The organism is Variovorax sp. AB1(2024) (genome assembly GCF_037482385.2).
Lineage (GTDB): Bacteria > Pseudomonadota > Gammaproteobacteria > Burkholderiales > Burkholderiaceae_C > Variovorax.
Genome location: NZ_JBBHKP020000001.1, coordinates 4,951,572 through 4,977,478, shown reverse-complemented (window position 1 = coordinate 4,977,478; position 25,907 = coordinate 4,951,572). Strand labels below are relative to the sequence as shown.

Genomic DNA, 25,907 nt, shown 5'->3' with positions numbered 1-25,907 from the left:
TCAGTTCAGCGCCTGCGCGGGCCACGCCGTGGTGTCGGGCATCACGAGATGCCAGCGCACCGGCTCGATGCCGTCGAAGGTCGCGCGATAGCGCTCGCTGGTGCGGCCTTCGCCGGTCACGTCGCGGATCACGATGCTGTCGATGCGTGCCTGGTGCGCGCGAAAGACCTGTGCATAGATTTCCGGATCGGCTTCGCCCGAGTCGCCCACCAGCACGAAGCGGCGCTGCGGAAACTCGGCCAGCAGCCGCTCGATCGTGCCGAGCTTGTGCGCGCGCGAATCCTCGTCGCCCGGAATCAGCGTGCGCCATGTCGTGCTCTCGCGCAGATGCATGCTGCCCGCGGGAAAGCCGGCGCTGCGGATGAAGTCCGAGAGCGCCGGGTAGAGCTGTATCGGGCTCGACGAAAGATAGTGGAAGCGCGCTCCGGGCGCCTGCGCCAGCGCGCGATACCAGTCGGCCATGCGCGGCGCGGCCTCGAAGCGGCGCGCGAAGGTGTTGAGCAGCATCTCGCGCCGGTCGCGCACCTGCGTGCGCTTGATGGTGTCGTCGATGTCCGAAATGACCGACACGCCTTCTTCAGGCACCACCAGCGCCTCGCCCCTGAATCGATGCAGCAGCTCGCCCGGCCCCGTCACGCCGTGGTAGCGCACCCACTCGCGCGTATCGCGCGGCGCGTCGATCACGATGCGAAGGTTGCTGCGCCCGTCCTTGCCCGAGGCCGGCATGGTGATGCGCGTGGGGCTGCCGTCGAAGACGACGTCGATGACCTTGTCTTCTTCCGACTCCGCGTGGAACAGCGCAGTGCGCTGGCTGAAGCGCAGCCTTGCCGCCGGCGAGAGCTTACGCAGGCTCAGGCCGAGGTAGCGGGCGAGCGCGCTGTCCAGACCCCAGCGGTGTTCGCGCTCGAAGATCCAGGCGTGGATGTCGACCTCGAGCCGGCCTTCGGCGGTAGGGCGCGCCGTGCCGTTCATGAAGAGCGCTTCTTCGTCCGGCTCCAGCGGCTCGGCGGCCCGCAGGCCCTGCAGCGGCGCGAGGCCCGCAAGCAGCGCCGCACCCGCCACCAACGACCGGCGCCGCGGGTCCGGCGTGGTCGTCGTCGGATGCGGGGCGCCTTCGCTCATGTATGGCTGGTGGTGGCGCGTTCGTAGGTGACGAAGTCGAAGGCGATGCCTTCCTTGGCGGAGACATGCGATTCGCGCCGTGTCTCGCGCCATGCGGCGGCATCGAGCACGGGCGCGTGCGCGTCGCCTTCGTAGTCGCGCGCAAGCTCGGTGACGACCGCTCGCTGTGCCAGCGGCTCGGCCTCGGCGTAGATCTGCGCGCCGCCGATGACCCACACCTCGGCGGGCGAAGACGCCTCGCAGAGCGCGAACGCATCGTTCAGGCTGCCTGCGTGCAGGGCGCCTTCGGCGCGCCAATCGGCCTGCCGTGTCACCACGATGTTCTGCCGGCCCGGCAGCGGCCGGAAGCGCGGCGGCAGGGAGTCCCAGGTCTTGCGCCCCATGATCACCGGCGCGCCCGCTGTCTGCTGCTTGAAGTGCGCCATGTCCTCGGGCAGGTGCCAGGGTATGGTGTTGTTCGCGCCGATCACGCCGTTGGCGGCGCGCGCGAAGATGAGGTTGATGCGCGGCTTGCCCATGCCGTTCACACCGCCACCGGTGCCTTGATGGCCGCGTGATGCTGGTAGTCCAGCACCTCGAAGTCTTCGTACTGGTAGTCGAAGATCGAATCGGGCTTGCGCTTGATGTGCAGCGTCGGGTACGGGTAGGGCGTGCGGCTCAGCTGCAGCGCCACCTGCTCGGCATGGTTGCTGTAGATGTGGCAGTCGCCGCCGGTCCAGATGAAGTCGCCCACGTCGAGGTCGCACTGCTGCGCCACCATGTGCGTGAGCAGCGCATAGCTCGCGATGTTGAAGGGCACGCCCAGGAAGATGTCGGCGCTGCGCTGGTAGAGCTGGCAGCTGAGCCTGCCGCGTTCGCCCTCGGCCTGCGGCGGCGCCACGTAGAACTGGAAGAAGGCATGGCAGGGCATGAGCGCCATCTTCGACAGCTCGGCCACGTTCCATGCGCTCACGATGATGCGGCGCGAATCGGGGTTGGTCTTCAGCGTCTTGATGACGTCGGCGATCTGGTCGATGTGGCCGCCGTCGGGCGTGGGCCAGCTGCGCCATTGCACGCCGTACACCGGGCCCAGGTCGCCGTCTTCGCGCGCCCATTCGTCCCAGATGGTCACGCCGCGCTCCTTGAGCCAGTTGTTGTTGCTCGAGCCGGTCAGGAACCACAGCAGCTCCTGGATGATGGACTTCAGGTGCACCTTCTTCGTGGTGACCAGCGGGAAGCCCTCGTTCAGGTCGAAGCGCATCTGGTGGCCGAACACGCTTTTGGTGCCGGTGCCCGTGCGGTCGCTCTTGAACACGCCGTGGGTGTCCACGTGGCGCATGAAATCTTCGTACTGGGAGCGGACGGGGCGGGTGGGCGTGGAGGTCATTGGGGCAGCGCTTCGGGCGGGAGACTTTGAATTTTAAATGTCCGAGGGTGGGCGGTATGCTCGGACCTAGACCCGGATCACGCGGCCGGGATTGAGCGTGTTCTTCGGATCGAGCCCGCGCTTGATCGCCCGCATCATCTCCAGCGCCACCGGCGACTTGTGCTTCTCCAGCTTGTCGACCTTCAGCGAGCCCACGCCGTGCTCGGCCGAGAACGAACCGCCGAACTTCTCCACCGCGTCGTACACCAGCGTGTTGATGCGCTCTTCCTCGTTCTTCAGGAACGCCTTGGTGTCGATGTTCTCCGGCGCCTGCACGTTGTAGTGCAGGTTGCCGTCGCCCAGGTGGCCGAAGTTCACGAGGCGCACGCCCTCGATCTCGCGCTTGAGCAAGGCGTCGGTCTCTTCCACGAACGCCGGGATGCGCGAGACGGGAATCGAGATGTCGTGCTTGATGTTGAGCCCTTCCTCGGCCTGCGCCAGCGGAATGCTCTCGCGGATGTGCCACAGCTGGTGCGCCTGCGCGAGGTTCTCGGCCACCACCGCGTCGGTGACGCAGCCGTCTTCGAACGCGGTTTCCAGCAGGGCCTCGAAGCGTGCGCGGGCGTGGTCCTCGGATTCACTGTCGGAGTTCTCCAGCAGCACGCAGTACGGCACCGCCTCTTCGTTGATGAAGGGCACGCGCAGCTGCGGCATGTGCTTGTCGACCAGGCTCAGCGCGAACTTGCCCATCACCTCGAAGCCGGTGAGGCCCGGGCCCAGGTGCTTGTGCGCCAGGCCCAGCAGCGTGACCGCATGGTCGAGAGAAGGCACTGCCGCCCAGGCCGTGAGCTGGGCTGCCGGCAGCGGATACAGCTTCATGGTGGCGGCGGTGATGATGCCCAGCGTGCCCTCGCTGCCCACGAACAGGTCGCGCAGGTCGTAGCCGGTGTTGTCCTTGCGCAGGCCGCTGGTGCCTTCCCAGATCTCGCCCTGGGGCGTGACCACTTCCAGCCCCAGGCACAGCTCGCGCGTGTTGCCGTAGCGGACCACCTGGGTGCCGCCGGCATTGGTGGCCAGGTTGCCGCCAATGGTGCAGCTGCCCTCAGCGGCCAGGCTCAGCGGGAACAGGAAGCCGGCCTTCTCGGCGGTTTCCTGCAGGGTCTGCAGGATGCAGCCGGCCTCCACCGTCATGGTGAGGTTGGCGGCGTCGATGGTGCGGATGGCGTTCAGGCGCTGCAGGCTCAGCACCACCTGGGTGCCGCTGTCGTCGGGGATGGAGCCGACCGCCAGGCCGGTGTTGCCGCCCTGCGGCACGATGGCCGCGCCGGCGGCGGAACAGGCCTTGACCACGTCGGCCACCTGCTGCGTGTTGGCCGGGCGCACCACGGCCAGCGACTTGCCGCGTGCGCGCTTGCGCCAGTCCTGTTCGTAGGCGGTGAGGTCGCCTTCGTTGAGCACGTGCTGGGCGCCGACGATGGCGCGCAATTGTTCGATCAGGTTGGAAGAAGAAGTCATTGGGTGGAAGCCTCCAGTGGGCGCGCGGTGGCGGCAAGGGCCTTGGCGTGGCGCAGGCGCAGCCGCACATGCCATGCGCAGGCCGCGAAGAGCACGAGGCACAGCAGCACCTCAACCAGCGCGAGCACCTGGCCCACGCCGTTGGTGTCGCTCCATGCGCGCACCACGCCCTCGGTGAAATAAAGCCAGATCATCAGGCTGACCCAGCGGTAGGTGTACATGCGGTTCTTCCACAGGCCCGCGAGCGGAATGACCAGCGGCAGCACCTTCAGCGCCAGCAGCGAGCCGCCCGGGCGCAACGGCGCCAGCCACAGCTCCCAGGCCAGGCCCAGCACGATGAGGCCGACGAGGCTGCCCACGGCGGCCCAGCGGGTCGCGCGAACGGAGGAGGGCGGGAGCGGCAAGTTGGCATTCATTGGCGGGATACCGCGGAACCGGCTTTGCCGGGCCGCTGGTATCGCCCCCGGTGAGGGGGTTGGCGCAGCGACACGAAGTGCGCGGAGACTGGGGGAGAGTTCAACTCCTATGATACCGGCCATGAATCGTCGGCAGCTTTGGAGGGATCTTTCGCGTTTTCCGTGGCGCAACACCGCGGCAGTGCTGGGCGAGCGTTTCCGCGAAGACAAGCTCGGCCTCACGGCCAGCAGCCTCACCTTCACCACCACCATCGCGATGGTGCCGTTCTTCACGGTGGCGCTGGCGCTGTTCACCGTGTTCCCGATGTTCGCCAAGATGCAGGGTCGGCTGCAGCGCTGGCTGATCGAGAGCCTGATCCCGGACAACATCGCGCGGCAGGTGCTCGGTTACCTGAACCAGTTCGCGAGCAAGGCCAGCGGGCTGGGCATCGCGGGCCTGATCGTGCTGCTGATCACCGCCATTGCGCTGATCCTCACCATCGACAAGACGCTCAACAACATCTGGCGCGTGCGCTCGCCGCGGCCGCTGGCGCAGCGGGTGCTTATCTACTGGGCCACCATCACGCTGGGGCCGCTGATCCTGGCGGTGAGCCTGTCGACCACGTCCTATGTGTTCTCGGCCTCGCGCGACGTGGTGGGCGGCACCATGGTCAAGCTGGCTTTCGACAGCCTCGAGTTCATGCTGCTCGCGGCCGGCATGGCCTCGCTCTACCACTACGTGCCCAACACCAACGTGCGCTGGTCGCATGCATGGGCCGGTGGCATATTCGTGGCGGCGGCCATCGAGATCGCCAAGCGCGTGCTGGGCTATTACCTGAGCCTGGTGCCGACTTATTCGGTGCTGTACGGCGCCTTCGCCACCTTTCCGATTCTGCTGGTGTGGATCTACGTGGCCTGGGTGATCGTGCTGCTGGGGGCGGTCATCGCGGCCTATTTGCCGAGCCTGCTGACGGGCGTGGCGCGGCGCGGCGGCACCGCCGGCTGGCCGCTGCAGCTGGCCATGGAATCGCTGCAGCACCTGGCCCGCGCGCGCGCCACGCCGGCCAAGGGCATGGGCGCGGCCGAACTGGTGACGCGCATGCGGGTCGACTCGCTGCAACTCGCGCCGGTGCTCGAGACGCTGGTGGCGCTCGACTGGATCGCACCGCTCGCTGAAGAGCCCGCCAACGAAGATCCGCGCTACGTGCTTCTTGCAGACCCCTCGACCCCCATCGAGCCGCTGCTGAAGGAGCTGCTGATGCCCCGGGCCGAGCCGCTCGAAGACCTCTGGCAGAAGGGCCCGCTGCGCTCCCTGAGGCTGGGCGACGTGCTTCTGATCTAGTAGAGCTAGATCTTTACCCGGCCCAGCCAGATGTCGCGGTACATCGCCCAGTCGCCCATGAACGAATAGAGCGGCCGCTTGAACGAGGCAGGTTTGTTCTTCTCGAAGCCGAAGTGCCCGACCCATGCGAAGCCGTAGCCCGCCACCAGCCCGGCCAGCAGCCACAGCGGGTTGAGCGTGACCACCAGCGCCACCAGGCACAGCAGCGAGATCGTCGAGCCAGCGAAGTGCAGCCGGCGGCAGGTGAGGTTGGCGTGCTCGGTCAGGTAGAAGGGGTAGAACTGCGCGAAGCTCTTGAATTGGCGCGGATCGACGGCAGATCCCGTGGCAGTCGTGGTGTTCATCGTGCGAGTCTCCTGTGACCCTGAAACCCGGTAAGGGAGGGCTTTGTCCATAATAGCCACGACCTTCCGGCCGCACCACCCCGGCCTTCCGATCACACCTTCGACGCATCAGCCTTGAGCGCCCTTCCAAGCACCCCAGAATCCGCCGAGCCCGCCAGCGATGCGCCGTGGGTCGTGTGCCTGTGCGCCGAATGGTGCGGCACCTGCCGCGACTACCGGCCGCTGCTCCAGCAGGTGGCGCGGGCGCACCCGGAGTTCCGCTTTGCGTGGGTCGACATCGAAGACCACGCCGACATCGCCGATGCCTTCGACGTCGAGACCTTCCCGACCCTGCTGGTGGCCGGCGCAGATGGCACCCGCTTCCTCGGCCCGCTGCTGCCGCATGCCGAGACGCTCTCGCGCATGCTCTCCGCGTTGCAGCCGCCCAAGCCCTCGAGCCTGGACGTCGACCTGCTGCTCGCGGTGCTGAACAAGAAGCCCGCCGTCTTCACGGTCTGAGCGGAACCCTGCCCATGAAAATCCTGATCTTCGGCGCCACCGGCATGGTGGGGCAGGGCGTGCTGCGCGAGTGCCTGCTTGCGCCCGACGTCGAAAGCGTGGTGGCAGTGGGCCGCAGCGCCACCGGGCAGCAGCACCCGAAGCTGCGCGACCTGGTGCACAAGGACATGTACGACTACAGCGCCATCGAGCCGCAGCTGCAGGGCTTCGATACCTGCTTCTTCTGCCTGGGCGTGTCGTCGGTCGGCATGAAGGAGCCGGAGTACAAGCGCATCACCTACGACCTGACGCTGGCTGCCGCCACCGTGCTCGCCAGGCTGAACCCCGGCATGACCTTCACCTACGTGACCGGCGCTGGCACCGACAGCAGCGAGCGCGGCAGCAGCATGTGGGCCCGCGTGAAGGGCGCGACCGAGAACGCCTTGCTGCGCCTGCCGTTCAAGGCGGCCTACATGTTCCGCCCCGGCATGATCCAGCCGATGCACGGCGTGCGCTCGAAGACGCCGCTCTACGACGGCGCCATCCGCGTGCTCGGCCCGGTGCTTGGCCTGGCCTACCGGCTCTGGCCGAACCGGGTGACGACCACCGAGAAGGTCGGCCGCGCGATGCTCGCGGTGGCGCGCAACGGCGCGCCCAAGGTGGTGCTCGACCCGGCCGACATCAACGCGCTGGGCTGAGCCTTCTCAGGCCGGCCTGGCGGCGCCCGCGCGTGCCCGCCCGAGCTTGCGCCGGCCCGCGCTGGCGATCGCAGCCACCAGGTGCCCGACGAATTCCTGCGCCAGCGGCGGCAAGGTGCGGCCTTCGAGCGCCAGCACCTGCAACTGCCGCTGCTGCAGCGGCGCTTCCGCGAACGGCCGCGCCACCACGGTGCCCGCGTCGATCAGGTGCATCACCGTGAGGTGGCCCGACAGCATCACGTCGGGCGTGCGCAGCAGCGGCAGCAGCACCGACGAGAAATTGCTCACGAAGATCGCGTGGTAGCGCAGCCCCTGCAGGCTGCATGCCTGGTCGAACAGCTGGCGCGCGGTGACGCCCTTGTCGCCCACCGCCAGCGGGTAGCGCACCGCGTCGGCCACCGACACCACGCGCTGCCGTGCCAGGGGATGGTCGGGCCGCAGCACTGCGTACACCGGCGCGGTGGCCGTGTGCGCGATCGCCAGGCCGGGTTCCGGCGCCACCACGTATTTGACGGCGATGTCGGTCTCGCCGCGCGCCAGCAGCGCGCTCACGCCATCGGGCGAGCCCACGTGCAGCTCGAGCTGGCAGCCCGGGTGCGCCTGCTCGAAGCTGCGCATCACCAGCGGCATGAAGTGCCCAGCGAAGCCCTCGGTGCACGCCATGCGGATGCGCCGCGCCCCCTGGCCGCCGAGGTCGCGCACCTGCTCGACCACCTGTTCGATGTCGAGCTGCGCATTGCGCAGGTGCGCCGCCAGCCGCTCGCCTGCCGCGGTGAGCGCCATGCCGCGCGCATGCCGCTCGAACAGCGGCGTGCCCAGGCTGTCTTCGAGCTTGGCGATCTGCCGGCTCACCGCTGAAGACGCAACGTAGAGCCGCGCCGCCGCCTGGTTGACCGAACCGCTGCGCGCCACTTCGAGGAAGTGCCGCATCGGGATGCTGAGAAACGGAAGGGTCATGTGCGCAGGATAGGTATTGCCTTGAAGGCAATGGTAGCTTGCCAAAACGATGCTGGAAGCATCGGCCTTCAGGCCTTGTACTTGCTCCATCCCACGCAAGGACAAGGACACCCTTCATGCAACGCACCGACAGCCTGGCCGCTGCCACAGCCTATTTCGACGGCGGCGGCTTCTTCGCCGACCTCCAGCGCCGCGTCGCCTTTCGCACCGAAAGCGACACCGGCGCCGCCACGCCCGCGCTCGAGGCCTACCTGCGCGAAGAGATGATTCCGCCGCTCGCGGCGCTCGGCTTCGCCTGCGAGGTCGTCGCCAACCCGGTGCCCGGCGGGGGGCCTTTTCTCATCGCGCGCCGCATCGAGGACGCGTCCCTGCCCACGGTCATGACCTACGGCCACGGCGACGTGGTCAGCGGGCAGGACGCGAATTGGGAAGAGGGCCTCGCGCCGTGGGCGCTCACGGTGCGCGGCGAGCGCTGGTACGGCCGCGGCACGGCCGACAACAAGGGCCAGCACAGCATCAACCTGGGCGGCCTCGCCGCTGCGCTGCAGGCGCGCGGCGGGCGCCTGGGCTACAACGTGACCTGGCTCGTCGAGATGGGCGAGGAGGCCGCTTCGCCCGGCCTGCACGCGGTGTGCGCGCAGGAGCGCGACAAGCTGCGCGCCGACCTCTTCATTGCCAGCGACGGCCCGCGCGTGAGCGCCCTGCGGCCCACGCTGTTCCTGGGTTCGCGCGGTGCGGTCAACTTCAGCCTGCGGCTGCGCGCCCGGCCGCGCGGCTACCACTCGGGCAACTGGGGCGGCGTGCTGGTCAACCCGGGCACGGTGCTCAGCCATGCGGTGGCTTCGCTGGTGGATGCGCGTGGCCGCATCCTGGTCGAGGCCCTGCGCCCGCCGCCTGTCTCGCAAGCGGTGCGCGATGCGCTCGCCGACATCGCCATCGGCGGCGGCACGGACGACCCCGCCGTCGACGAAGGCTGGGGCGAGCCCGGCCTGAGCCCGGCCGAGCGGCTGGTGGCCTGGAACACCATCGAGGTGCTGGCGCTCGGCGCCGGCTCCGCCGTGCGGCCGGTCAACGCGATTCCTTCCGAGGCCGTGGCGCATTGCCAGTTGCGCTTCGTGGTCGGCACGCCCTGGCAGGACCTGCGGCAGATCGTGCGCGCGCACCTCGATGCGCATGGTTTCGAGCAGGTCGAGGTGGCGATCACGCTGACCGGCGCGGCCACGCGGCTCGACGTTGAAAACCCGTGGGTCGGCTGGGCCCGGCAGTCCATCGAGCGCAGCAGCGGGCATCGCCTGGACCTGCTGCCCAACCTCGCGGGCTCGCTGCCCAACGATGTGTTCGCCGACCTGCTGGGCCTGCCGACGCTGTGGGTGCCGCATTCGTACCCCGCCTGCGCGCAGCACGCACCCAACGAGCACCTGCTCGCGCCGCTGGCGCGCGAAGGCCTGCAGATCATGGCCGGCCTGTACTGGGACCTGGGCGAGCCGGGGCTCGCGCCGTGGGCCGCCGGGCGGCTGCCGGCATCCGTTTCTTCTTCCTCCTCCTGACTCGCACCATGAACCTCGCCATTTCACGCCGCCGCTTCGGGCTGCTGCTTTCCGCTTCCGCCGTGCTGGGCCCCCATGCGCCCGCGTTCGCCCAGGACGCCTGGCCCGAGCGCCCCATCAAGCTCGTCGTGCCCTTTCCGCCGGGCGGCGGCACCGACCTCGTGGCGCGCGCGATGGGGCAGACCCTGTCGGAGCGCCTCGGGCAGCCCATCGTCGTCGACAACCGGCCCGGTGCCTCCACCATCATCGGCACCGACGCCGTCGCCAAGGCCGCGCCCGACGGCTACACGCTGCTGCTCTCGGGCTCGACCAGCTACAGCGTGAACCCGGCGCTGCGCGCAAAGCTGCCGTACGACCCGGTGCGCGACCTGGCGCCCGTCGCCATCGTCGCGCGCACGCCGCTGGTGCTGGTGGTGGGCAAGGGCACGCCGTGGCATTCGGTGCCGGAGCTCATCGCGGCCGCCAAGGCCAGGCCGAAGAGCATCCGCTATGCCACCTTCGGCTCGGGCTCGGGCCCGCACCTGGCGGGCGAACTCTTCGCGCTGGCCGCCGGCATCCAGCTGCAGGACATTCCGTACAAGGGCAGCAGCCAGAGTTCGATGGCCGTGATCGGCGGCGAAATAGAAGTGGGCATCGACACCGTGGCGGCGGTGGCGCCGCATGTGCGCTCGGGCAAGCTGCGTGCGCTGGGCATCGTGGGGGCCACGCGCTCCAGCATGCTGCCGGAGGTGCGCACGCTCGCCGAGCAGGGCCTGCCCGATGCCACCTTCGACGCCTGGTACGGCTTTGCCGCGCCGGCGCGCACCCCGGCCCCGGTGATCGACAAGCTGGCCCGCGCGGTCACGGCCACCATGGCCAATGCCTCGCTGCAGGCGCAGCTGCGCGCGCAGGGCATGGAGCCGGTGGCCATCGGCTCGGCCGCCTTCCGCGCGCAGATGGAGGGCGAGATTTCGCGCTACCGCGCGCTGGCGCACCGGGCGGGCATCGCCGCCGAGTAGATGCCGGGCAGGTAGGACAGGTGCGCGAATTCGGCCCCTCGGGCTGCACGAATGGATGGCATGGGGCAAACTGGAAATCTGTTCGTTGCCCGTGCGGCAACCGGCCGGGCCGCTCGCCCGGCCCGGCGCGGATTCCATGACCCAGCTTTCGTCCCGCATCCTCGGCGTTCTTCTTCATGCCCTGCTCGTCCTCCGGCGCTGGGGGCAGGGCGTTCTGCTGTGCCTGGCCGCGGTGTCGGGCGCCCATGCGCAAACGGCTGCGAAGGGCGACTGGCCGCAAAGGCCGGTCCGCATGGTGGTGCCGTTCACGGCCGGCGGCGGCAGCGACATCGTGGCCCGTGTCCTCGCGCGGCCGCTGTCCCAGCAACTGGGCCAGCCGGTGTTCATCGACAACAGGCCGGGCGCAGCCACCGTCATCGGCACCCAGTACGTCGTGCGCTCGGTGCCTGACGGCCACACGCTGCTGCTGTCGGGATCGACCAGCTTCAGCATCAACCCGGCGTTGCGCAAGAAGCTGCCTTACGACCCGGCGCGCGACTTGGCGCCCATTGCTATCGTCGCGCGCAGTTCGCTCGCGCTCGTGGGGGGCAAGGACACGCCCTGGCATTCGCTGCCCGAGCTGATCGCGGCGGCCAAGGCGCACCCGGGGCGCATTCGCTACGGCACCTTCGGCCCGGGGTCGGGCCCGCACCTGGCGGGCGAGATGCTCGCCGCCGCAGCGGGCATCCGGCTGCAGGCCGTGCCCTACCGCAACACGGGCCAGCTTGCCGTGGCCCTGAGCGCCGGCGAAGTGGACCTGGGCATCGAGGTGGCGGGCGCTGTGGCGCCGCTCGTGAATGCGGGCCGGTTGCATGCGCTGGCCGTGTTCGGCGCCGGCCGGTCCGGTGCGTTGCCCGGGGTGCGCACCCTGGCGGAGCAGGGCTTGCCCGATGCCACGTTCGAAGCCTGGTTCGGGCTGGCCGCCCCGGCGCGCACGCCGGCGCCGGTGCTCGACGCGCTTTCCCGGGCGGTCACGCGGGCCATGGACGACGCTGCCTTGCAGGCGAACCTGCGCGCACAGGGCATGGACCCCGTGACGGTCGGCCCGGAGGCCTTCCGCAAGGAGGCCGAGAGCGAGATATCGCGCTACCGCGTGCAGGCCGACCGCGCGGGCATCTCGCTGGACTGAGCCGCCAGCGCGGCGGCTTCAGGCGGCAGGCGCCGCGTTCAGGAAGTCGCGCAACGCGAACAGCACCGCGTCCGGCGCCTCGCTCATCAGCGCGTGGCCGGCGTGCACCGTCACCACCTTGCCGCTGCGGGCCTTGCCCACCAGCGCCTTGGTGGCACGCGGCGGCGTCATCTGGTCGGCGTCGCCGAGCAGGAACAGCACCGGGCACTGCACCTTTTCCATGGCCGCTTCGCCGTTGGCGTAGTCGTTGCAGGCCTTGAAGCCGATGTGGAACACGTTGGCGTCGCGGTTGCTCGCGAGCACGCGGCGCATCAGCGCGCGCGAGCTGCCGTAGAGCCACGTGCCCGGGCCGAGCGAGGAGGGCGGCGGCGCCAGCAGCGCATGCGAGAAGGTGTTGACCATGGCGATGGCGCGTTGCGGGTCGTTGAGCGCGCCGTCGAGCAGCGCGGGCGACACCGTCATCGGGTAGGCCGTGCCCACCATCGCCAGGTGCGACACGCGCCCGGGCGCGCGCGCAGCGGTCTCCAGCGCAATGAGTGAGCCGAAGCTGTGGCCGACCAGCGCGGCTTTCTCCACGCCCGCCGCGTCGAGCAGCGCGATGACGAACTGCGCCGCCTCTTCCACGCTGGCGGGCGGCGGGCCTTCGCTCTTGCAATGTCCGGGCAAGTCGACCGCCAGCACGTTCCAGCCGTGGTTGGCGAACCAGCGGGTCTGCAGGATCCACACGCTGTGGTCGTTCAGCACGCCATGGATGAACACGGCCGTGGGCCTGGCCGGATCGAGCGGCTTGCCGCCGGTGTAGCAGTATGTGCCGTGGCCGTTGACGATGTAGTTCATGTCAGGCACCCGCCTTTTCCGCCGCCTTCAGCGCGCGCTTGAGGTCGTCGATCAGGTCGGCAGCGTCTTCCAGGCCGATCGACAGGCGGATCGTGCCTTGCGATATGCCCGCGCCGGCCAGTGCCTCGTCGGTCATGCGGAAGTGGGTGGTGCTGGCCGGGTGGATCACCAGGCTGCGGCAGTCGCCCACGTTGGCGAGGTGGCTGAACAGCTTGAGCGCTTCGATGAAGGCCTTGCCCTGCGCACGGCTGCCCTTGATGTCGAAGCTGAACACCGCGCCGGCGCCGCGCGCGCCGTGGCGCAGCAGCTTCTGCGCGAGCGCGTGGCTAGGGTGCGACTCGATCAGCGGGTGTCCCACGCGCGACACGAACGGGTGCGCGGCCAGGAACTCGACCACCTTCTGCGTGTTGTCGATGTGGCGCTCCATGCGCAGCGGCAGCGTCTCGATGCCCTGCAGGATGAGCCAGGCCGTGTGCGGGCTCATCGAGGCGCCGAAGTCGCGCAGGCCTTCGCGGCGCGCGCGCAGCAGGAAGGCGCCGACGGTGCTTTCCTCGCTGAACACCATGTTGTGGAAGCCGTCGTAGGCCTGCGTGAGCTCGGCGAACTTGCCCGACTTCTCCCAGTCGAAGCTGCCGCCGTCGACCACCACCCCGCCGATCACGGTGCCGTGGCCCGACAGGAACTTGGTGGCCGAGTGGTAGACCAGGTCGGCGCCCCAGTCGAAGGGCTTGATGAGGTAGGGCGAGGTGAGCGTGGAGTCGACCAGCAGCGGCACGCCGGCTTCGTGGGCGATGTCGCTCACTGCGGGAATGTCGAGCACGTCGAGCCCGGGGTTGCCCACGGTTTCGCCGAAGAACAGCTTGGTCTCGGGCCGCACGGCGTTGCGCCAGCCGTCCAGGTCGCCGGGCTTGACGAAGGTGGTCTCGATGCCGAAGCGGCGCATCGTGTAGTGCAGCAGGTTCTGCGAGCCGCCGTACAGCGCCGTGCTGGCCACGATGTGCGAGCCCGCGCCCATCAGCGTGGCCACCGACAGGTGCAGCGCGGCCTGTCCGCTGGCGGTGGCGATGGCGCCGATGCCGCCTTCGAGCGCCGACACGCGCTGCTCCAGCACCGCGTTGGTCGGGTTGCTGATGCGCGAATAGACGTGGCCGGCGCGCTCCAGGTTGAACAGCGCGGCGGCGTGATCGCTCGACTCGAAGACGAAGGAGGTGGTGAGGTGGATTGGCACGGCCCGCGCGCCGGTGGCGGGGTCGGGCGAGGCGCCGGCGTGCAGCGCGAGGGTGTCGAAACCGGGGTCGGAATAACCGGGCATGAAGGCCTTTCTGTGTCTGAGCGTTGTCTCCTGGCAATGCCCCGTTACGTCTGCAATTCATGCGTCCGCGACAAGGGCGCTCAGGTCGGCGTCGATTGTGGGCTATATTCAAAAACGGCAGGCCCGCCCAGATACACCAGAGATAGCCGAGATTGAGTCCCGAGAGGAGCACACGATGAAAGTCAGCGACATCCTTCGCGTCAAGGGCAACACGCTCTTCACCATCACGCCAGACGATCCGCTGGCAGACGCCGCCAACACCATGGCGGAAAAGGACATCGGTTCGCTGGTGGTCATGGAGCACGGCGACCTGGTCGGCATGCTCACCTTCCGGGAAGTGATCGTCGCCATCGTCAACAACGGCGGCCAGGTCGGCACCACGCTGGTCCGCAAGGCCATGGACGACGCCCCCGTCACCTGCACCCTGGAAACCGACCTCGACGAAATCCGCCGCATCATGCTGGAGCGCCACGCGCGCTATATGCCCGTCATGGACAAGCGCATGCTGATGGGCGTGATCAGCTTCTACGACGTGGCCAAGGCCGTGGTGGACAGCCAGAACTTCGAGAACAAGATGCTCAAGGCCTACATCCGCGACTGGCCCGCGGAAGACGAAAAGACCGGCTGAGCGCTGCCTCCACGTTGGAGGCGAGCCCTATTCCTTTATGTTGGCGGTCTGCACGATCTTCTGATTGCGCGCGTATTCCGCCTGCACGAACTTGCCGAACGACTCCGGCGTGCCGCTTCCCGGCAGCGCCCCTTGCTCCATCAGCTTGGAGCGCACGCCTTCTTCCTGCAGCACCGCATTGAGTTCCTGGTTGATCTGCGCGACCACCGCCGGAGGCGTTTTCGCGGGCGCGAAGATGCCGGTCCAGCTCACCATGTCGAAGCCCTTGAGGCCGGGCATCTCGTCGAAGGTAGGCACATTGGGCAGCGTGGGCAGCCGCCTGGTGCTGGTGATGCCGAGGGCCTTCAGGCGCTTGCCGTTCACGTGCGGTATGGCGCTGGTGCTCACCAGCATGGCCAGGTCGACCTGGTCGCCGATCACGTCGGTGGCAATCTGCGCGCCGCCGCGGTAGGGCACGTGGGTGACGAAGATGCCGCTGCGCTCCTTCAGCAGTTCCATGGCCAGTTGCAGCACCGTGCCCACGCCCGAGGTCGCGTAGTTGTACTTGCCGGGCTTGGCCTTCGCGAGCTTCACGAAGTCGGAAAAAGTCTGGGCCTCCAGGCCGGGCCGCGCCACCAGCACCATCGGCGCGGTGTTGAGCAGGCCGACCGGCGCCAGGTCTTTCAGCGGATCGAAGCGGAAGGCGGTCGGGTTCACCAGCTTGCCGATGGCGATGGCGCTGTCGGGCCCCACCACCAGCGTGTAGCCGTCGGGCGCGGCGTTCACCGCCTTGGCCACGCCGATGGCGCCGCCCGCACCGCTCACGTTCTCGATGACGACCGACTGCTTGAGCCGCTCGCCGAGGCGCTGCGCGACGAGGCGCGCATTCACGTCCACGCTGCCGCCGGCGGTGTAGGGAACGATCAGCGTGATGGGCTTGGCCGTGGGCCAGGCCTGCGCGAGCGCCGCGGTGGGCAGGGCGGCGAAAAGCGCGGCGGTGAGAAGCAGGCGGCGGGGAGTGTTCATGGCGTGGGTCATTCGAGGGGGGTGGGGGCGGGTTCGGTGTCGAGGCGGGCGCGCAGCGTGTCGAACGCGTCGCCCCATTGCGTGCGCCATTCGCGGCGCTGCGTGTCGTCGATCCACGCACCGTCCAGGCCGTTGTGCATGAAGCCGCGCAGGTCGTCCAGGCCGAAGCCGAAGTCGCGCACCATCATCAGCCAGGCCTGCGTGGGCGTGACCTTGTGCAGCGTCGGGTCGTCGGTGTTGGGGTGGATGCGCAGGCCCAGGCCCGGCATCCTGCGGATCGGATGGTCCAGCGCCCAGCGCTCCGGCGGCAGCGTGCGCAGGTAGTACGAATTGGTGGGCACCACGGTGAAGATCACGCCGCGCTCTGCGCACTGGCGCGCGTAGTCGGGCTGGTCGACCACCGTGTAGCCGTGGTCGATGCGGTCGACCTGCAGCACGTCGAGCGCGGTGCGCACGTTGGTCCAGGGCATGCCGAACTCGCCCGCGTGCGCGGTGGTCTTGAGGCCGGCCTTCCTGGCGTCGGCATAGGCCTGGGTGAACAGCTCGGGCGGCCGGTCGTTCTCGCGGTAGTCGATGCCGATGCCGATCACCTCGTCGCAGCGGTGCGCCTTGACCCACTCCACCATTTCCACCGCGGCCTGCGGGCTGGCTTCGCGGTCGATGGCGGCGATGAGCCGGCCGGTGATGCCGAAATCCTGCTGCGCGTCGTGGATGGCGCGCACGATGGCCGCCTGCGCCATCGGATAGGCAATGCCCGATTCATGCACCGTGCCGGTGGGGTTCCAGAAGAACTCCGCATAGCGCACGTTGTGCGAGGCCGCGTCCTGCAGGTATTCGAGCGTGAGCTGGTAGAGGTCGCCGGGGCCGCGAACCAGCTGGGCGTCGAGCGCGCGCAGCACCCGCAGCACGCCGACCGGCTTTTCGCCGCGCGTGTAGAAGCCCTCGATCTCGTCGGCCGCCAGCGGCGCGCCGGCACGCAGGTTGAGCTGCTTGAAGGTCTCGTGGCGCACCGTGCCGAACAGGTGGCAGTGCAGCTCGGCCTTGGGCATGGCCCGCAGCATCGATTCCAGCGTGAAGGGAGCAGGGGTGGGGCTGGTCATGCTGACCAGTCTAGTAATTGCCTCCTCATAAGGAAAATTTTGAATTTCTATAATTTGATTCACTGAATCAATAACCGAGGATGCGTCCATGGCCGCCTTGCCCCTGCGTGCGCTCACGCTGCGCCAGCTGCAGTTCTTCTCGGTGCTGGTGGAAGAAGGCCAGTTCGGCCGCGCTGCCAGGCGGCTTTCCATCACGCAGCCGGCCCTGAGCAACGCCATCAAGCAGATGGAAAAACTGCTGGGCGCGGAGCTGCTGACCCGCTCCACCCACCGGCTGGAACTCTCGCCCGTGGGCGCCGAGGTGCTGGCGCGCACCGACTTCCTGGTCAACACCTTCGACGTGGCGCTGCGCGACATCGAAAGCACGGTGCAGCGCGGCCGGGCCTTCGTGCGCGTGGGCGTCATTCCCTCGGCCAGTGCGCGCGTGGCGGCCGCGGCCAGCGAGTTTCTGGGCAGCGGCCAGCGCGAGGTGGAGTTGGCCTGGCGCGACGCGCCGTCGAACACGCTGCTGGCCGAGCTGCGCAGCGGGCAGATCGACATGGCGGTGGCCGCCATCACCGAGCCACCGGGCGGGCTGACCTGCATCGACCTGTTCCGCGACCCGCTGGTGCTGGTGGTGCGGCGCGACCATGCGCTGGCGGCCGCCGGCGACGCGAACTGGGAGGCCATCGGCAAGGAACGGCTGGTGCTGTTCGAGAGCGGCAGCATGCCCGCGCTGGGCAACCCGGCGCGCGCGCAGTTCGCGCAAGGCGCGGAGCCCTACCGCGTGAGCTATTCGGAAACGCTCTATGCGCTGGTGCGCAGCGGGCAGGCGCTGGGGCTGATGCCGCGCCTGTACACCTCTTCGCTGCGCGACCCCGAACTGGCCGTGGTGCCGCTGCTGAAGCCGCGCGTCGAACGCCGCGTGGTGCTGGCCTACCTGCCGGGGCCGATGCGCAACGTGGTGGCGCAGGAGCTGATCGCGTTCCTGCGCGACAGGCTTCCGCAGGCCGGCGAGGCCACGGTGCGGCGCGTGAGCAAGGCGCAGCGCGCGCGGCGCTGAGCGCTTCAGGCCATCTGCGTTTCGCGCCGGAAGCGTTCCAGCGTCCAGCCCTCGCCAAGCAGAAACATGCGCGTGTGCAGTTCGGCGAGCGTGGCGCGCTCGACCTCTCGGCCAAGGTAGCTCAGCTGCTTGTTGCGCAGGTCGGCAAAGCCCGCCTCGCAGTGGCGCGACAGGCTCTGCCAGAGCGCATGCGCGCCCGGCGACTGCCGCGCGCCGCTCATGAGGCAGATGCCCCGGCCCAGCGCCCAGCGGTATACGGCGGAGGCCAGCCCGCGCCGCTGATAGGCCGGGTCGTACTGCGAATGCGGCGCGCGGATGTGGCGGTCGGCCCTGCGGTTGAGCTCGATAAGCCGGTTGAACACGGTGTAGCCGACGAGCCTGTCCCGGCGCGTGTCTTCGATGTAGACGTACAGCTCGCCGTCGGCCTCGCGATAGCGTGCGCGCAGGCCGGGGTCGCCGAGCGCGAGCTGCGGCATGTCGTGCAGGCGGGCGCCCATCGTGCGCATGCGTTCGTGCACCGGCACCAGCGTGTCTGCTGGCTTTGCCTTGTGCGGATCGACGTCGATGCGCAGCTCGGCCGGCCTGAAGCGCCACCAGACCGGCTGCATCGGAGGAAATGCCGGCGCGAGCGTCATGCCGCACCCCTCTGCGCCAGCGCCGCGGCGTGTTGACCCTGCCGTGCGGCAAGCGCGCAGTGCGGCACCACCAGCACGTCGCCCGTGGACCAGCGCAGCACGCGCAGCGCCACGCTGCCGAAAAGAAAGTCCATCAGCGCGCAGCGCCTGCGCTTGCCGACCACCAGCAGGTCGGCCTTCGAGTACTGCTGCTGCACGGCCGCCTGCCGCGCCGGATCGCCGCGCCCTATCGACGACACCACGCGGTTGCGGCGCGCGATCGACGCATCGGACAGCCACAGCATGCGTTCGCGCGCATGGCGGGCGCACGCGTGGCGGTAGGCGTCGATCACATGCGCGGACACGTCGGCGTAGCGCAGCTTGCCTTCGTGCATGGGCGTGAAGGCGTGGAACAGCTCGATGTCGGCCTGGCCGTCGAAGGCGCAGGCCAGGTCGACCAGGGGGCGCGACTCTTCCATGAGATCGACGGCGACGAGGATTCGGCCATAGCCGCCGGCGCGCGCATCGAGCCGCGCCACCAGCACCGGCCGCTGCGCCGCCCGCACCAGCTGTTCGGCCGGCTGGCCGTGGAAGAAGGCCGCGAGCGAGCGGTCGGGCTCGTCGCCGATCACCACGAGGTCGCACCACTGCGCCTCGTGCGCGGCGCCGTCGAGGCGCCCGCGCGTGTCGTCGATCTTCTTGACGAGGATGCCGAAGCGCTCGGCCACCTCCAGGCATAAGGCGCCCAGGCCGCTGGCCGCATCGGCATCCGCAGGTCCGGCGAAGGCGGCGGGCGCGTACATGATCTTCAGCAGCGCGCCGTGCGCCGCCGCGATGTTGGCTGCACGCACGACAGTGCGCAGGCCGTGCGCCGACAGGTCGGTCACCGCCAGGATCGATTGGATGTTCATCGTCAGTGTTCTTTCCGCATGACAAAGCCGGCCGCCGGCCACGGCGAAGCGGCTGGCAGCGAGCGAAGGAATCAGCTGGGGAAAGCGCGGCGTGCCCGTGCGGGCGCGCTACCGCGCGGGGCTTGGGCCCGGCGGTCGATGAAAGGTGCTGAAGAAAGGGGGGGAGGCTGACCGCCGGGCTCAGAGATCTGCGAGGGTCGGATGCGACCCTGCAGCCGTGCACGCAGTGAAGACTGCGCGCGGCGTGCTGCGGATGAAAGCCTGGCGTTGCATGGGCCCGAGTGTAGGAAGCCCGGCGCGCAAGGGCAAACAATGGCCTCACGGCCCTTGCCGGATTGCCGCGCTGCGGCTCAGCCGCTCAGCTCGGCCGCCGCGTGGATGGTTTCGCGCACGCGCGGGTAGATCTGCGCATTCCACTTGCTGCCGCTGAATACGCCGTAGTGGCCCACGCCGGCCTGCAGGTGGTGTGCCTTGAGGTAGGGGCGTATGCCGGTGCAGAGGTCTTGCGCTGCCACCGTCTGGCCCACGGCGCAGATGTCGTCGCGCTCGCCCTCCACCGTCAGCAGCGCGGTGCGGCGGATGGCGGCGGGGTTCACGGTGCGCTCGCCCACGGTGAGCTTGCCGCGCGGCAGGTCGTAGGTCTGGAACACGCGCTCCACCGTCTCCAGGTAGAACTCGGCCGGCAGGTCGTTCACGGCGAGGTACTCGTCGTAGAAGTTGCCGATGGTGCGGGCCTTGTCGATGTCGCCTTCCACCAGGTGGGTATACATGTCCTGGAACTGCTTCTTGTGGCGCTCCGGGTTCATGCTCATGAAGGCCGACAGCTGCAGGAAGCCCGGGTACACGCGCCGCATGGCGCCCGCATGCGGCCACGGCACATGGCTGATGAGGTTGCGCCGGAACCAGTCGATCGGCCGGTCGGTGGCGAGCTTGTTGACCGTGGTCGGGTTGATGCGGCAATCGACCGGGCCGGCCATCAGCGTGAGGCTGCGCGGCGTGGCGGGGTTGTCGTCCTCGGCCATCAGCGCGGTGGCGGCCAGCGCGGCCACGCAGGGCTGGCAGACCGCCACCATGTGCACGCCCGGGCCCACGGCCTCCAGGAAACGCATGAGCTGCAGCGTGTAGTCGTCCAGGCCGAACCGGCCCTCCCAGAGCGGCACGTCGCGCGCGTTGTGCCAGTCGGTCAGGTACACGTCGTGGTCGCGCAGCAGCGTGCGCACGGTTTCGCGCAGCAGGGTCGCGAAATGGCCCGAGAGTGGTGCGACCAGCAGCACGGGCGGGTGCACCGCTTCGGTGTCCTTCCTGAAGTGCAACAGGGTGCCGAAGGGCGAGACCAGGGCTTTTTCCTCGTGCACGGCCACTTCGGCGCCGTCGACCGGCACGCTGGCAATGCCGTAGGGCGGCCGCGTGTGGGTCAGCCGCATGCGCGAGAACACCTCGAACTGCGCGGCCATGCGCCGCAGCATGGTGCGCTCGGTGCCGTCTTTCCACAGCGCCTGGCCCAGGTACTGCGCGGCGAGCCTGGCAGGCGACAGCATGTCGGCTTGGTTCTGGTAGGCCCGGTACAGCATGGCCCTGGTGCAGGCAAGTTGCGGGCCAGCCGCATGGCATGGCGCTTGCACGCAGCGAGGCAACGCCCAAGGAGCTTCAAGATGGCCAAACCCGTTCTTACCATCAGCAGCAAGAACTACGGCGCGTGGTCGCTGCGCGGCTGGCTGATGTGCAGGCTGGCCGGGCTGGACTTCAGCGAGAAGGTCATCCCGCCCGACGACCCGGCCATGAAGGCCGAGATGCTGCTGCTGTCTTCGTCGATGCTGGTGCCCTCGCTGCAGCATGGCGGCGTGAAGGTGTGGGACACGCTGGCCATCGGCGAGTACCTCAACGAGATCAAGCCCAAGGCCGGACTGCTGCCCGACGACATCGCCGCCCGCGCCCACTGCCGCGCCGTCTGCGGCGAGATGCATTCGGGCTTTTCGTCGATGCGCGGCGCGCTGCCGATGAACATCAAGGCCCATTTCAAGAACTTCAAGGTGTGGTCGCGCGCGCAGGCCGACATCGACCGCATCGTCGCCATCTGGCGCGAATGCTTCAAGGCCTACGGCGGCCCCTTCCTGTTCGGCAAGCAGCCGGGCATGGCCGACGCGATGTACGCGCCGGTGGTCACGCGCTTCCTGAGCTACGACGTGGCGCTGGACAGCGCGTGCGCGGCCTACTGCAAGCGGGTGATGGAGCTGCCGGCCATGAAGGAATGGGTGGCCGCGGCGAAGCAGGAGCCCGAGGAAATCGACGAGCTCGACGCGGAGTTCTGAAAAAACGGGCGCGAGCTTCGGAGGCTAGTGCCGGAACATCCGCAGGTCGAGCGCGCTTTCCTCACCCAGCCACATGGCATGGGCCGTGTGGTCCGCGAAGTCGTCGCCGGTCACGCCGTGCACGAACACATCGAGCCCGTTGCGGTTGGCCTCTAGCCAGCCGATGACCTGGTCGAATTCTGCGGCGTCGAATGCGAGCTGGCAGCTCCAGTGCGGATGCGGCCCCACCAGCCGCTCGTGCACGCGGCCGACCACCACCATCAGTTCCTGTCCGGCGCGCTCGCAGAGGCTGCGCGCCTGCGCCAGTGTGTCGGGCGCGAAATAGACGTGGGCGTGGTACTGGGCGTAGAGGTTTTCAGGGCGGCGTGGCATGGTGGGCTCATTGTGGACCCGGGCGCGGGTCCAGGTGAAAACGCCCGCTGTAGCGGAACACGTCGCCGAACCAGCGGTGGCGCAGCAGCATCTTCATGGTGAAGCGGTCGGCGTCCTGCGGGTCGGGCCGCTCTTCCACGTAGGCGGTGCCCAGCAGGAGCCCCAGCGGCAGCGGAATGCGCAGCCCCGCCACGCGCCAGATGTAGCCCCGGTCGCGGAACACCAGCGCGCCTTCTTCCGCGCTCACGGCCAGCCGCATGCCGATGCCGAAGCGCACGTACTCGATCACCTCGCTGCCCCGGCGCGCGTCGTGCGCCATGTACGAGCGGAAATGGAAGGGCGGCCTGCCCGGAAAGCGGAAGACCCGGTCCCAGTGGAGCGTGGCGTCGTCGGGGCGGCAGCTGTAGTGCACTTCGATGGGCACGTCCTTGCCCTGATGCGGCACCAGCGCGCCGAACAGCCGGCCGAGGGGCATCAGCAGCGCGGCCCAGCGGGCGTGCCAGACCTCGCTCATGGTGCCGCGCACGCACACGTGGTCGTCGGAGAACGGTGCCATCGCGTAGTGGCGGCGGATGACGTCGCCGAGTCGTTCCCAGGCGGGGCCGAGCGCCTGCTGGAAGACCGGTGCGGTGGGCGGCATCGTCGTCATCCGGCCGCCGCCGCGCCGGCCGTGGCTTCGGCGCGTGCCTTGTAGAAGCGCAGGATGTTCTCGGACGCGTCTGCCAGCAGCAGGTGCATGACGCGGTCCGCATACCAGTTGAAGCTGGTGCTCATGCGCCACGACACCGCAACGCGCAGCTCGGTGCCGCCGTCGCGCGGCGTCAGCGTGTAGGTGGCGTCGCGCAGGTCGAAGTACTGGCCGCCGATCATCACGTGATCGTCGAGCGCACCGGCCGGGAAAGAGTCGGGCGAGAAGCGGAAGCGCCACTTCAGCTGGCGCTTGGGCTGCCATTCGGTGATGATTTCCTCGAAGTGCACGTTCTTCTGCCACTGCACCTGGCGCACGCGGCCTTCGGGCGTGTCGACCGTGACGCCCGACACCGGCATCGGCACGCCGATGCGGTAGGCCCAGGCGTCGCCGACTTCGGCGGGACGGATGTCGCGCGCGGCGTTCAGCTCGTGCCACACGCGCTCGGCCGGCGCGGCGATGAAGAGCGTGCGCGACGTGTTCGACAGCCGTTCGGGGTTGGGCAGCTGCGGCTCGATGGCGCCGAGCACCAGCGGCAGCACCGCGAAGCTGTAGATGGCCTGCTTCGGCCAGTTGGTGATGCGGCACACGATGCCCATCGCCAGTCCGCCGACGCTGCCCATCACCGCGAACAGCGGCACGATGACGACGGCGCAGATCAGCCCCTCGATGAACACCGCCAGCGTGCCGCCGACGAAAAGCGCCGTTGCCACCCACGGCGCCCAGAGGTAGTAGCCCCAGCTGCGGCGCTCGATGCGCTCGGCCATGTACACGGTGACGGCGCCGCACAGCGCGGGCACGAAGTACACGAAGGAGCCGAGCATCGGCGAGAAGCGCTGGCCCGGGCCGCCGCTGAAAATGATGCGAAGCACCAGCGCGATGGCCGCGCCCGCCAGCATCGGCCAGAACCATGCGAAGGGCATGGCGCCGCGGGATTGGGGCGGCAGTTCGCCGGGTGCCTGGTCTGGCGCGAGTGCGGCGAGCCTGCTGTCCTGGTTGTCGTCTTGCATGCGTAGCTTTCTGCTGGTTGTTTCTTCTCGTGTTCGCTCAGCCGGCACTGCGCGTGGCCGTGACCATGCAGTAGTCGAAGTCGCGCCAGAACATGCCCAGCGCCAGCGCGCAATAGCTGGCCACGATGTGCTTGCGCCGCCACGCGCCGAGCTTGCCGCGCGCCTTCCAGAGTTCGACCAGGGTGAAGCGCGTGGCCAGCACCGGAATGTGCAGCGCGCTGGGCGCGACGCGCCAGCGCAGCGACTTGCACTCGATGTCCTCGAAGCCGTTGTCGCGCAGGGCGGCGATGAAGTCGTCGCGAACGGCCAGCGTTGGCACGGCCCAGCTGTCGGCCCACAGGCGGTGCAGCCAGCCGGCCACACGGCCAGGCTTGCGGCGCAGCAGGAAGCCGTCGGCCACCGCCAGCCGGGCGCCGGGCTTGAGCAGGCGCGCGGCCTCGCGGATGAAATCGGCCTTGGCGGTGCCCTCTGCATAGCAGGCGCTCTCCAGGGCCCAGGCGCCGTCGGCCTGCGCGGCGGGCAGGCCGGTGCGGGTGTAGTCGGCCTCCACGTGGGCCATGCGGTCGGCCACGCCCGCCGCCGCATCGAGCCTGGCGGCGATGCTGTTCTGCACGGCCACGTTGGTCACGGTCACTGCGTACAGCGACGGGTTGTCGCCCACCAGCGTGCGCGCGGTGGCGCCGGCGCCGCAGCCCATGTCGATCACGCAGCGGCGGGGCGCGGCGCCGGCTTGCGCATCGCCAAGCCGCAGCGCGCGGCCGACCACGCGGTTCATCTCGACCAGCATGCCTTCGCGCCTGAACGGGTTCAGCCCGGCGCGCCAGAAACCGAAGTGCATGTTGTAGCTGGGGCTCCAGGCGCTGTAGTCGAACGCGACTTCGGTGAAGTAGACCTGGGTGTCTTCGGCGGTGATGGAGGCGCCGGCAGGTGCCTGTGCGGGCGCTTCGAGCGGAAGGTGGAAGTCGGGCTGGAAAACTGTGGGCATGGCTGTTCCCTCGGGTGGTGTTTTTTCTTCAGAGGCGGCAGTTGCCGTCGTTGCAGGTAGGCGCGACGCGCCCCGCCAGCCGTGTCGCCAGCCAGCGCGGAATGCGGTAGCGGTTGCGCGCCAGCAGGGCATAGGCGCGGTCGGCCAGCGGCGCGACCAGCGGCAGGTCGAGCAGGCCGCCGCCGCTGGGCAGGCCCACCGCCGCGCGGCTCGCGCGGATGGCCGGCACGCCGACCAGCACCCGGCCCGTGGCATCCACCGCGTGGATCGCGGCCATGAGCGCGTCGCGCGGCGCCGGCCCGTCGCTGAACGATGCCGGCGAGCAATCGACGAAGCGCAGCCGGCCCGCGGTGTCGCGCGCCCCCAGGTTGCCCATTTCGGCCGAGCAGATGGCGCAGCTGGCGTCGAAGTACAGGGTCAGCGGATAGGCGGGGAGGGCGTCGCGGCTCATGGAATCCTTTGTTCTCGATATTTCTGTCAAAACAGAAATTAAAGGGCAAAAAAAGAGACGGGTTCAGATCATCGGCAGGCTGGCGTGGTGTGCGTCGGGGTCTTCGTCCTTGCCGGCCTTGTCGCCGCGCACGAACTTCTGCACGCTGGCGCCCAGTGTCAGCACCTTGTCGAGCGTGCCGGGCGACAGCCGCAGCATTTCGTCGGCCCAGGTGGCGAGCTTGTTCATGAGGTCCATGGTGGAGCGGATGCGGTCCTGCGCATCGGGCGGTTCCTTCTGGAAATCGGGGCTCGAGACCAGTTCGCGCAGCACGCGGATGGTCGGGTCGAACTCGCGTTCCTTGCGCTCGCGCACCACGGTGCGGAACAGCTCCCACACATCGACGCTGGTCTCGAAATAGTCGCGCCGGTCGCCCAGCGTGTGGGTGACGCGCACGAGGTTCCAGGCCTGCAGTTCCTTCAGGCTGTTGCTGACGTTGGAGCGCGCGACGCCCAGGGTTTCGGACAGCTCCTCGGCATGCATCGGCTTGCCGTGGGCGAAGAGCAGCGCGTGGATTTGCGAGACGGTGCGGTTGACGCCCCACATGGACCCCATTTCGCCCCAGTGGAGGACGAACTTGCGTTGAATTTCTGTGAGTTCCATGGCTTGGAGTTTAGGATTTGCGAAATTTCTGTCAAGAGAGAAATGTAAAAAGCGGGCGGCCACAAGAAAACAGTGAAATACTGTACAAATACA

The 25,907-nt window shown here is 68.9% G+C and carries 29 protein-coding genes; 9 read left to right on the top strand and 20 right to left on the bottom strand.

Going from position 1 to position 25,907, the window contains the following annotated elements; all coding sequences use genetic code 11:
- The 5 genes from WIX39_RS23320 to WIX39_RS23300 all read right to left on the bottom strand — a co-directional run bounded on the left by WIX39_RS23320 (position 1) and on the right by WIX39_RS23300 (position 4,398).
- Positions 1 to 1,122 carry a phosphatidate phosphatase App1 family protein gene (locus WIX39_RS23320; protein WP_409195956.1) on the bottom strand — a complete coding sequence of 374 codons (1,122 nt, stop codon included), beginning with the start codon at positions 1,120 to 1,122 and terminating at the stop codon, positions 1 to 3.
- The gene (locus WIX39_RS23315) at positions 1,119 to 1,640 is read right to left on the bottom strand and encodes a dihydrofolate reductase (RefSeq protein WP_409195955.1); all 522 of its coding nucleotides are present in this window, start codon (positions 1,638 to 1,640) and stop codon (positions 1,119 to 1,121) included. Before WIX39_RS23315 ends, WIX39_RS23320 begins: the two co-directional genes overlap by 4 nt.
- A 5-nt stretch (positions 1,641 to 1,645) precedes the next feature.
- Positions 1,646 to 2,488, bottom strand: a complete 843-nt coding sequence (locus tag WIX39_RS23310; RefSeq protein WP_081270793.1) for a thymidylate synthase — start codon at positions 2,486 to 2,488, stop codon at positions 1,646 to 1,648.
- Positions 2,489 to 2,554: 66 nt separating this feature from the next.
- Positions 2,555 to 3,982, bottom strand: coding sequence for an FAD-binding oxidoreductase (locus WIX39_RS23305; protein WP_409195954.1), 1,428 nt, complete (start codon positions 3,980 to 3,982; stop codon positions 2,555 to 2,557).
- Positions 3,979 to 4,398 carry a DUF2069 domain-containing protein gene (locus WIX39_RS23300; RefSeq protein WP_409195953.1) on the bottom strand — a complete coding sequence of 140 codons (420 nt, stop codon included), beginning with the start codon at positions 4,396 to 4,398 and terminating at the stop codon, positions 3,979 to 3,981. The genes WIX39_RS23305 and WIX39_RS23300 overlap by 4 nt, the downstream gene beginning before the upstream one ends.
- A gap of 109 nt (positions 4,399 to 4,507) precedes the next feature.
- Between WIX39_RS23300 and WIX39_RS23295 the strand changes: the two genes are divergently transcribed.
- Positions 4,508 to 5,719 (top strand): YihY family inner membrane protein, encoded by a 1,212-nt coding sequence (locus tag WIX39_RS23295; protein WP_409195952.1) that lies wholly within the window; start codon positions 4,508 to 4,510, stop codon positions 5,717 to 5,719.
- A 5-nt stretch (positions 5,720 to 5,724) separates the two neighbouring features.
- Here WIX39_RS23295 and WIX39_RS23290 read toward each other — a convergent pair whose 3' ends face one another.
- Complete coding sequence (locus WIX39_RS23290) at positions 5,725 to 6,063, bottom strand: Mpo1-like protein (protein WP_081270259.1); 339 nt, start codon at positions 6,061 to 6,063, stop codon at positions 5,725 to 5,727.
- Positions 6,064 to 6,177: 114 nt separating this feature from the next.
- Here WIX39_RS23290 and WIX39_RS23285 point away from each other — a divergent pair, with 114 nt between their 5' ends.
- Together WIX39_RS23285 and WIX39_RS23280 are read left to right on the top strand one after the other, a co-directional pair.
- Positions 6,178 to 6,561, top strand: a complete 384-nt coding sequence (locus WIX39_RS23285; RefSeq protein ID WP_409195951.1) for a thioredoxin family protein — start codon at positions 6,178 to 6,180, stop codon at positions 6,559 to 6,561.
- A 14-nt stretch (positions 6,562 to 6,575) separates the two neighbouring features.
- Complete coding sequence (locus WIX39_RS23280) at positions 6,576 to 7,238, top strand: NAD-dependent epimerase/dehydratase family protein (RefSeq protein WP_409195950.1); 663 nt, start codon at positions 6,576 to 6,578, stop codon at positions 7,236 to 7,238.
- 6 nt (positions 7,239 to 7,244) lie between these two features.
- Here WIX39_RS23280 and WIX39_RS23275 read toward each other — a convergent pair whose 3' ends face one another.
- Positions 7,245 to 8,195: a LysR family transcriptional regulator gene (locus WIX39_RS23275; RefSeq protein ID WP_409195949.1), complete on the bottom strand. Its 951-nt coding sequence runs from the start codon at positions 8,193 to 8,195 to the stop codon at positions 7,245 to 7,247.
- Positions 8,196 to 8,311: 116 nt separating this feature from the next.
- Between WIX39_RS23275 and WIX39_RS23270 the strand changes: the two genes are divergently transcribed.
- The 3 genes from WIX39_RS23270 (at position 8,312) to WIX39_RS23260 (ending at position 11,908) form a co-directional block, all read left to right on the top strand.
- Positions 8,312 to 9,742 (top strand): M20 family metallopeptidase, encoded by a 1,431-nt coding sequence (locus WIX39_RS23270; RefSeq protein WP_409195948.1) that lies wholly within the window; start codon positions 8,312 to 8,314, stop codon positions 9,740 to 9,742.
- 8 nt (positions 9,743 to 9,750) lie between these two features.
- A complete protein-coding gene (locus WIX39_RS23265; RefSeq protein WP_409195947.1) occupies positions 9,751 to 10,740 on the top strand; it encodes a Bug family tripartite tricarboxylate transporter substrate binding protein in 990 nt (329 codons plus the stop codon).
- A gap of 136 nt (positions 10,741 to 10,876) precedes the next feature.
- Entirely contained in the window at positions 10,877 to 11,908 is a 1,032-nt protein-coding gene (locus WIX39_RS23260) for a Bug family tripartite tricarboxylate transporter substrate binding protein (RefSeq protein WP_409195946.1), read from the top strand.
- 18 nt (positions 11,909 to 11,926) lie between these two features.
- On the opposite strand, the gene WIX39_RS23255 is transcribed toward WIX39_RS23260, so the two are convergent.
- Both WIX39_RS23255 and WIX39_RS23250 read right to left on the bottom strand, forming a co-directional pair.
- A complete protein-coding gene (locus tag WIX39_RS23255) occupies positions 11,927 to 12,745 on the bottom strand; it encodes an alpha/beta fold hydrolase (RefSeq protein ID WP_409195945.1) in 819 nt (272 codons plus the stop codon).
- 1 nt (position 12,746) lies between these two features.
- On the bottom strand, positions 12,747 to 14,057 hold the full coding sequence (locus WIX39_RS23250; protein WP_081270266.1) for an O-acetylhomoserine aminocarboxypropyltransferase: 1,311 nt from the start codon (positions 14,055 to 14,057) through the stop codon (positions 12,747 to 12,749).
- A 175-nt stretch (positions 14,058 to 14,232) separates the two neighbouring features.
- On the opposite strand from WIX39_RS23250, the gene WIX39_RS23245 reads away from it, so the two are divergent.
- Positions 14,233 to 14,685, top strand: coding sequence for a CBS domain-containing protein (locus WIX39_RS23245; RefSeq protein ID WP_081270267.1), 453 nt, complete (start codon positions 14,233 to 14,235; stop codon positions 14,683 to 14,685).
- A 27-nt stretch (positions 14,686 to 14,712) separates the two neighbouring features.
- On the opposite strand, the gene WIX39_RS23240 is transcribed toward WIX39_RS23245, so the two are convergent.
- Together WIX39_RS23240 and add are read right to left on the bottom strand one after the other, a co-directional pair.
- Complete coding sequence (locus WIX39_RS23240) at positions 14,713 to 15,690, bottom strand: Bug family tripartite tricarboxylate transporter substrate binding protein (protein WP_409195944.1); 978 nt, start codon at positions 15,688 to 15,690, stop codon at positions 14,713 to 14,715.
- A gap of 8 nt (positions 15,691 to 15,698) precedes the next feature.
- Positions 15,699 to 16,790, bottom strand: coding sequence for an adenosine deaminase (gene add / locus WIX39_RS23235; protein ID WP_409195943.1), 1,092 nt, complete (start codon positions 16,788 to 16,790; stop codon positions 15,699 to 15,701).
- An 88-nt stretch (positions 16,791 to 16,878) separates the two neighbouring features.
- Between add and WIX39_RS23230 the strand changes: the two genes are divergently transcribed.
- Positions 16,879 to 17,832, top strand: a complete 954-nt coding sequence (locus tag WIX39_RS23230; protein WP_106937353.1) for a LysR family transcriptional regulator — start codon at positions 16,879 to 16,881, stop codon at positions 17,830 to 17,832.
- Between the two features lie 5 nt (positions 17,833 to 17,837).
- On the opposite strand, the gene WIX39_RS23225 is transcribed toward WIX39_RS23230, so the two are convergent.
- From WIX39_RS23225 to WIX39_RS23215, 3 genes are all read right to left on the bottom strand, one after another.
- Entirely contained in the window at positions 17,838 to 18,467 is a 630-nt protein-coding gene (locus WIX39_RS23225; protein WP_106937354.1) for an N-acetyltransferase, read from the bottom strand.
- Complete coding sequence (locus tag WIX39_RS23220) at positions 18,464 to 19,357, bottom strand: universal stress protein (RefSeq protein WP_106937355.1); 894 nt, start codon at positions 19,355 to 19,357, stop codon at positions 18,464 to 18,466. Before WIX39_RS23220 ends, WIX39_RS23225 begins: the two co-directional genes overlap by 4 nt.
- 350 nt (positions 19,358 to 19,707) lie before the next feature.
- Positions 19,708 to 20,928, bottom strand: coding sequence for a polyhydroxyalkanoate depolymerase (locus tag WIX39_RS23215; RefSeq protein WP_106937356.1), 1,221 nt, complete (start codon positions 20,926 to 20,928; stop codon positions 19,708 to 19,710).
- An 81-nt stretch (positions 20,929 to 21,009) separates the two neighbouring features.
- Between WIX39_RS23215 and WIX39_RS23210 the strand changes: the two genes are divergently transcribed.
- Positions 21,010 to 21,666: a glutathione S-transferase family protein gene (locus WIX39_RS23210; protein WP_106937357.1), complete on the top strand. Its 657-nt coding sequence runs from the start codon at positions 21,010 to 21,012 to the stop codon at positions 21,664 to 21,666.
- A gap of 24 nt (positions 21,667 to 21,690) precedes the next feature.
- On the opposite strand, the gene WIX39_RS23205 is transcribed toward WIX39_RS23210, so the two are convergent.
- The 6 genes from WIX39_RS23205 to WIX39_RS23180 form a co-directional block, all read right to left on the bottom strand.
- The gene (locus tag WIX39_RS23205; protein ID WP_106937358.1) at positions 21,691 to 22,038 is read right to left on the bottom strand and encodes a DOPA 4,5-dioxygenase family protein; all 348 of its coding nucleotides are present in this window, start codon (positions 22,036 to 22,038) and stop codon (positions 21,691 to 21,693) included.
- Positions 22,039 to 22,045: 7 nt separating this feature from the next.
- Entirely contained in the window at positions 22,046 to 22,678 is a 633-nt protein-coding gene (locus WIX39_RS23200) for a DUF4166 domain-containing protein (RefSeq protein WP_106937739.1), read from the bottom strand.
- A gap of 5 nt (positions 22,679 to 22,683) precedes the next feature.
- Positions 22,684 to 23,736, bottom strand: a complete 1,053-nt coding sequence (locus WIX39_RS23195) for a polyketide cyclase (protein ID WP_106937359.1) — start codon at positions 23,734 to 23,736, stop codon at positions 22,684 to 22,686.
- A gap of 37 nt (positions 23,737 to 23,773) precedes the next feature.
- Positions 23,774 to 24,721 (bottom strand): SAM-dependent methyltransferase, encoded by a 948-nt coding sequence (locus WIX39_RS23190; RefSeq protein WP_409195942.1) that lies wholly within the window; start codon positions 24,719 to 24,721, stop codon positions 23,774 to 23,776.
- Between the two features lie 28 nt (positions 24,722 to 24,749).
- On the bottom strand, positions 24,750 to 25,172 hold the full coding sequence (locus WIX39_RS23185; RefSeq protein ID WP_409195941.1) for a thiol-disulfide oxidoreductase DCC family protein: 423 nt from the start codon (positions 25,170 to 25,172) through the stop codon (positions 24,750 to 24,752).
- A 63-nt stretch (positions 25,173 to 25,235) separates the two neighbouring features.
- Positions 25,236 to 25,814 carry a GbsR/MarR family transcriptional regulator gene (locus WIX39_RS23180; RefSeq protein ID WP_409195940.1) on the bottom strand — a complete coding sequence of 193 codons (579 nt, stop codon included), beginning with the start codon at positions 25,812 to 25,814 and terminating at the stop codon, positions 25,236 to 25,238.
- Positions 25,815 to 25,907: the final 93 nt, after the last annotated feature.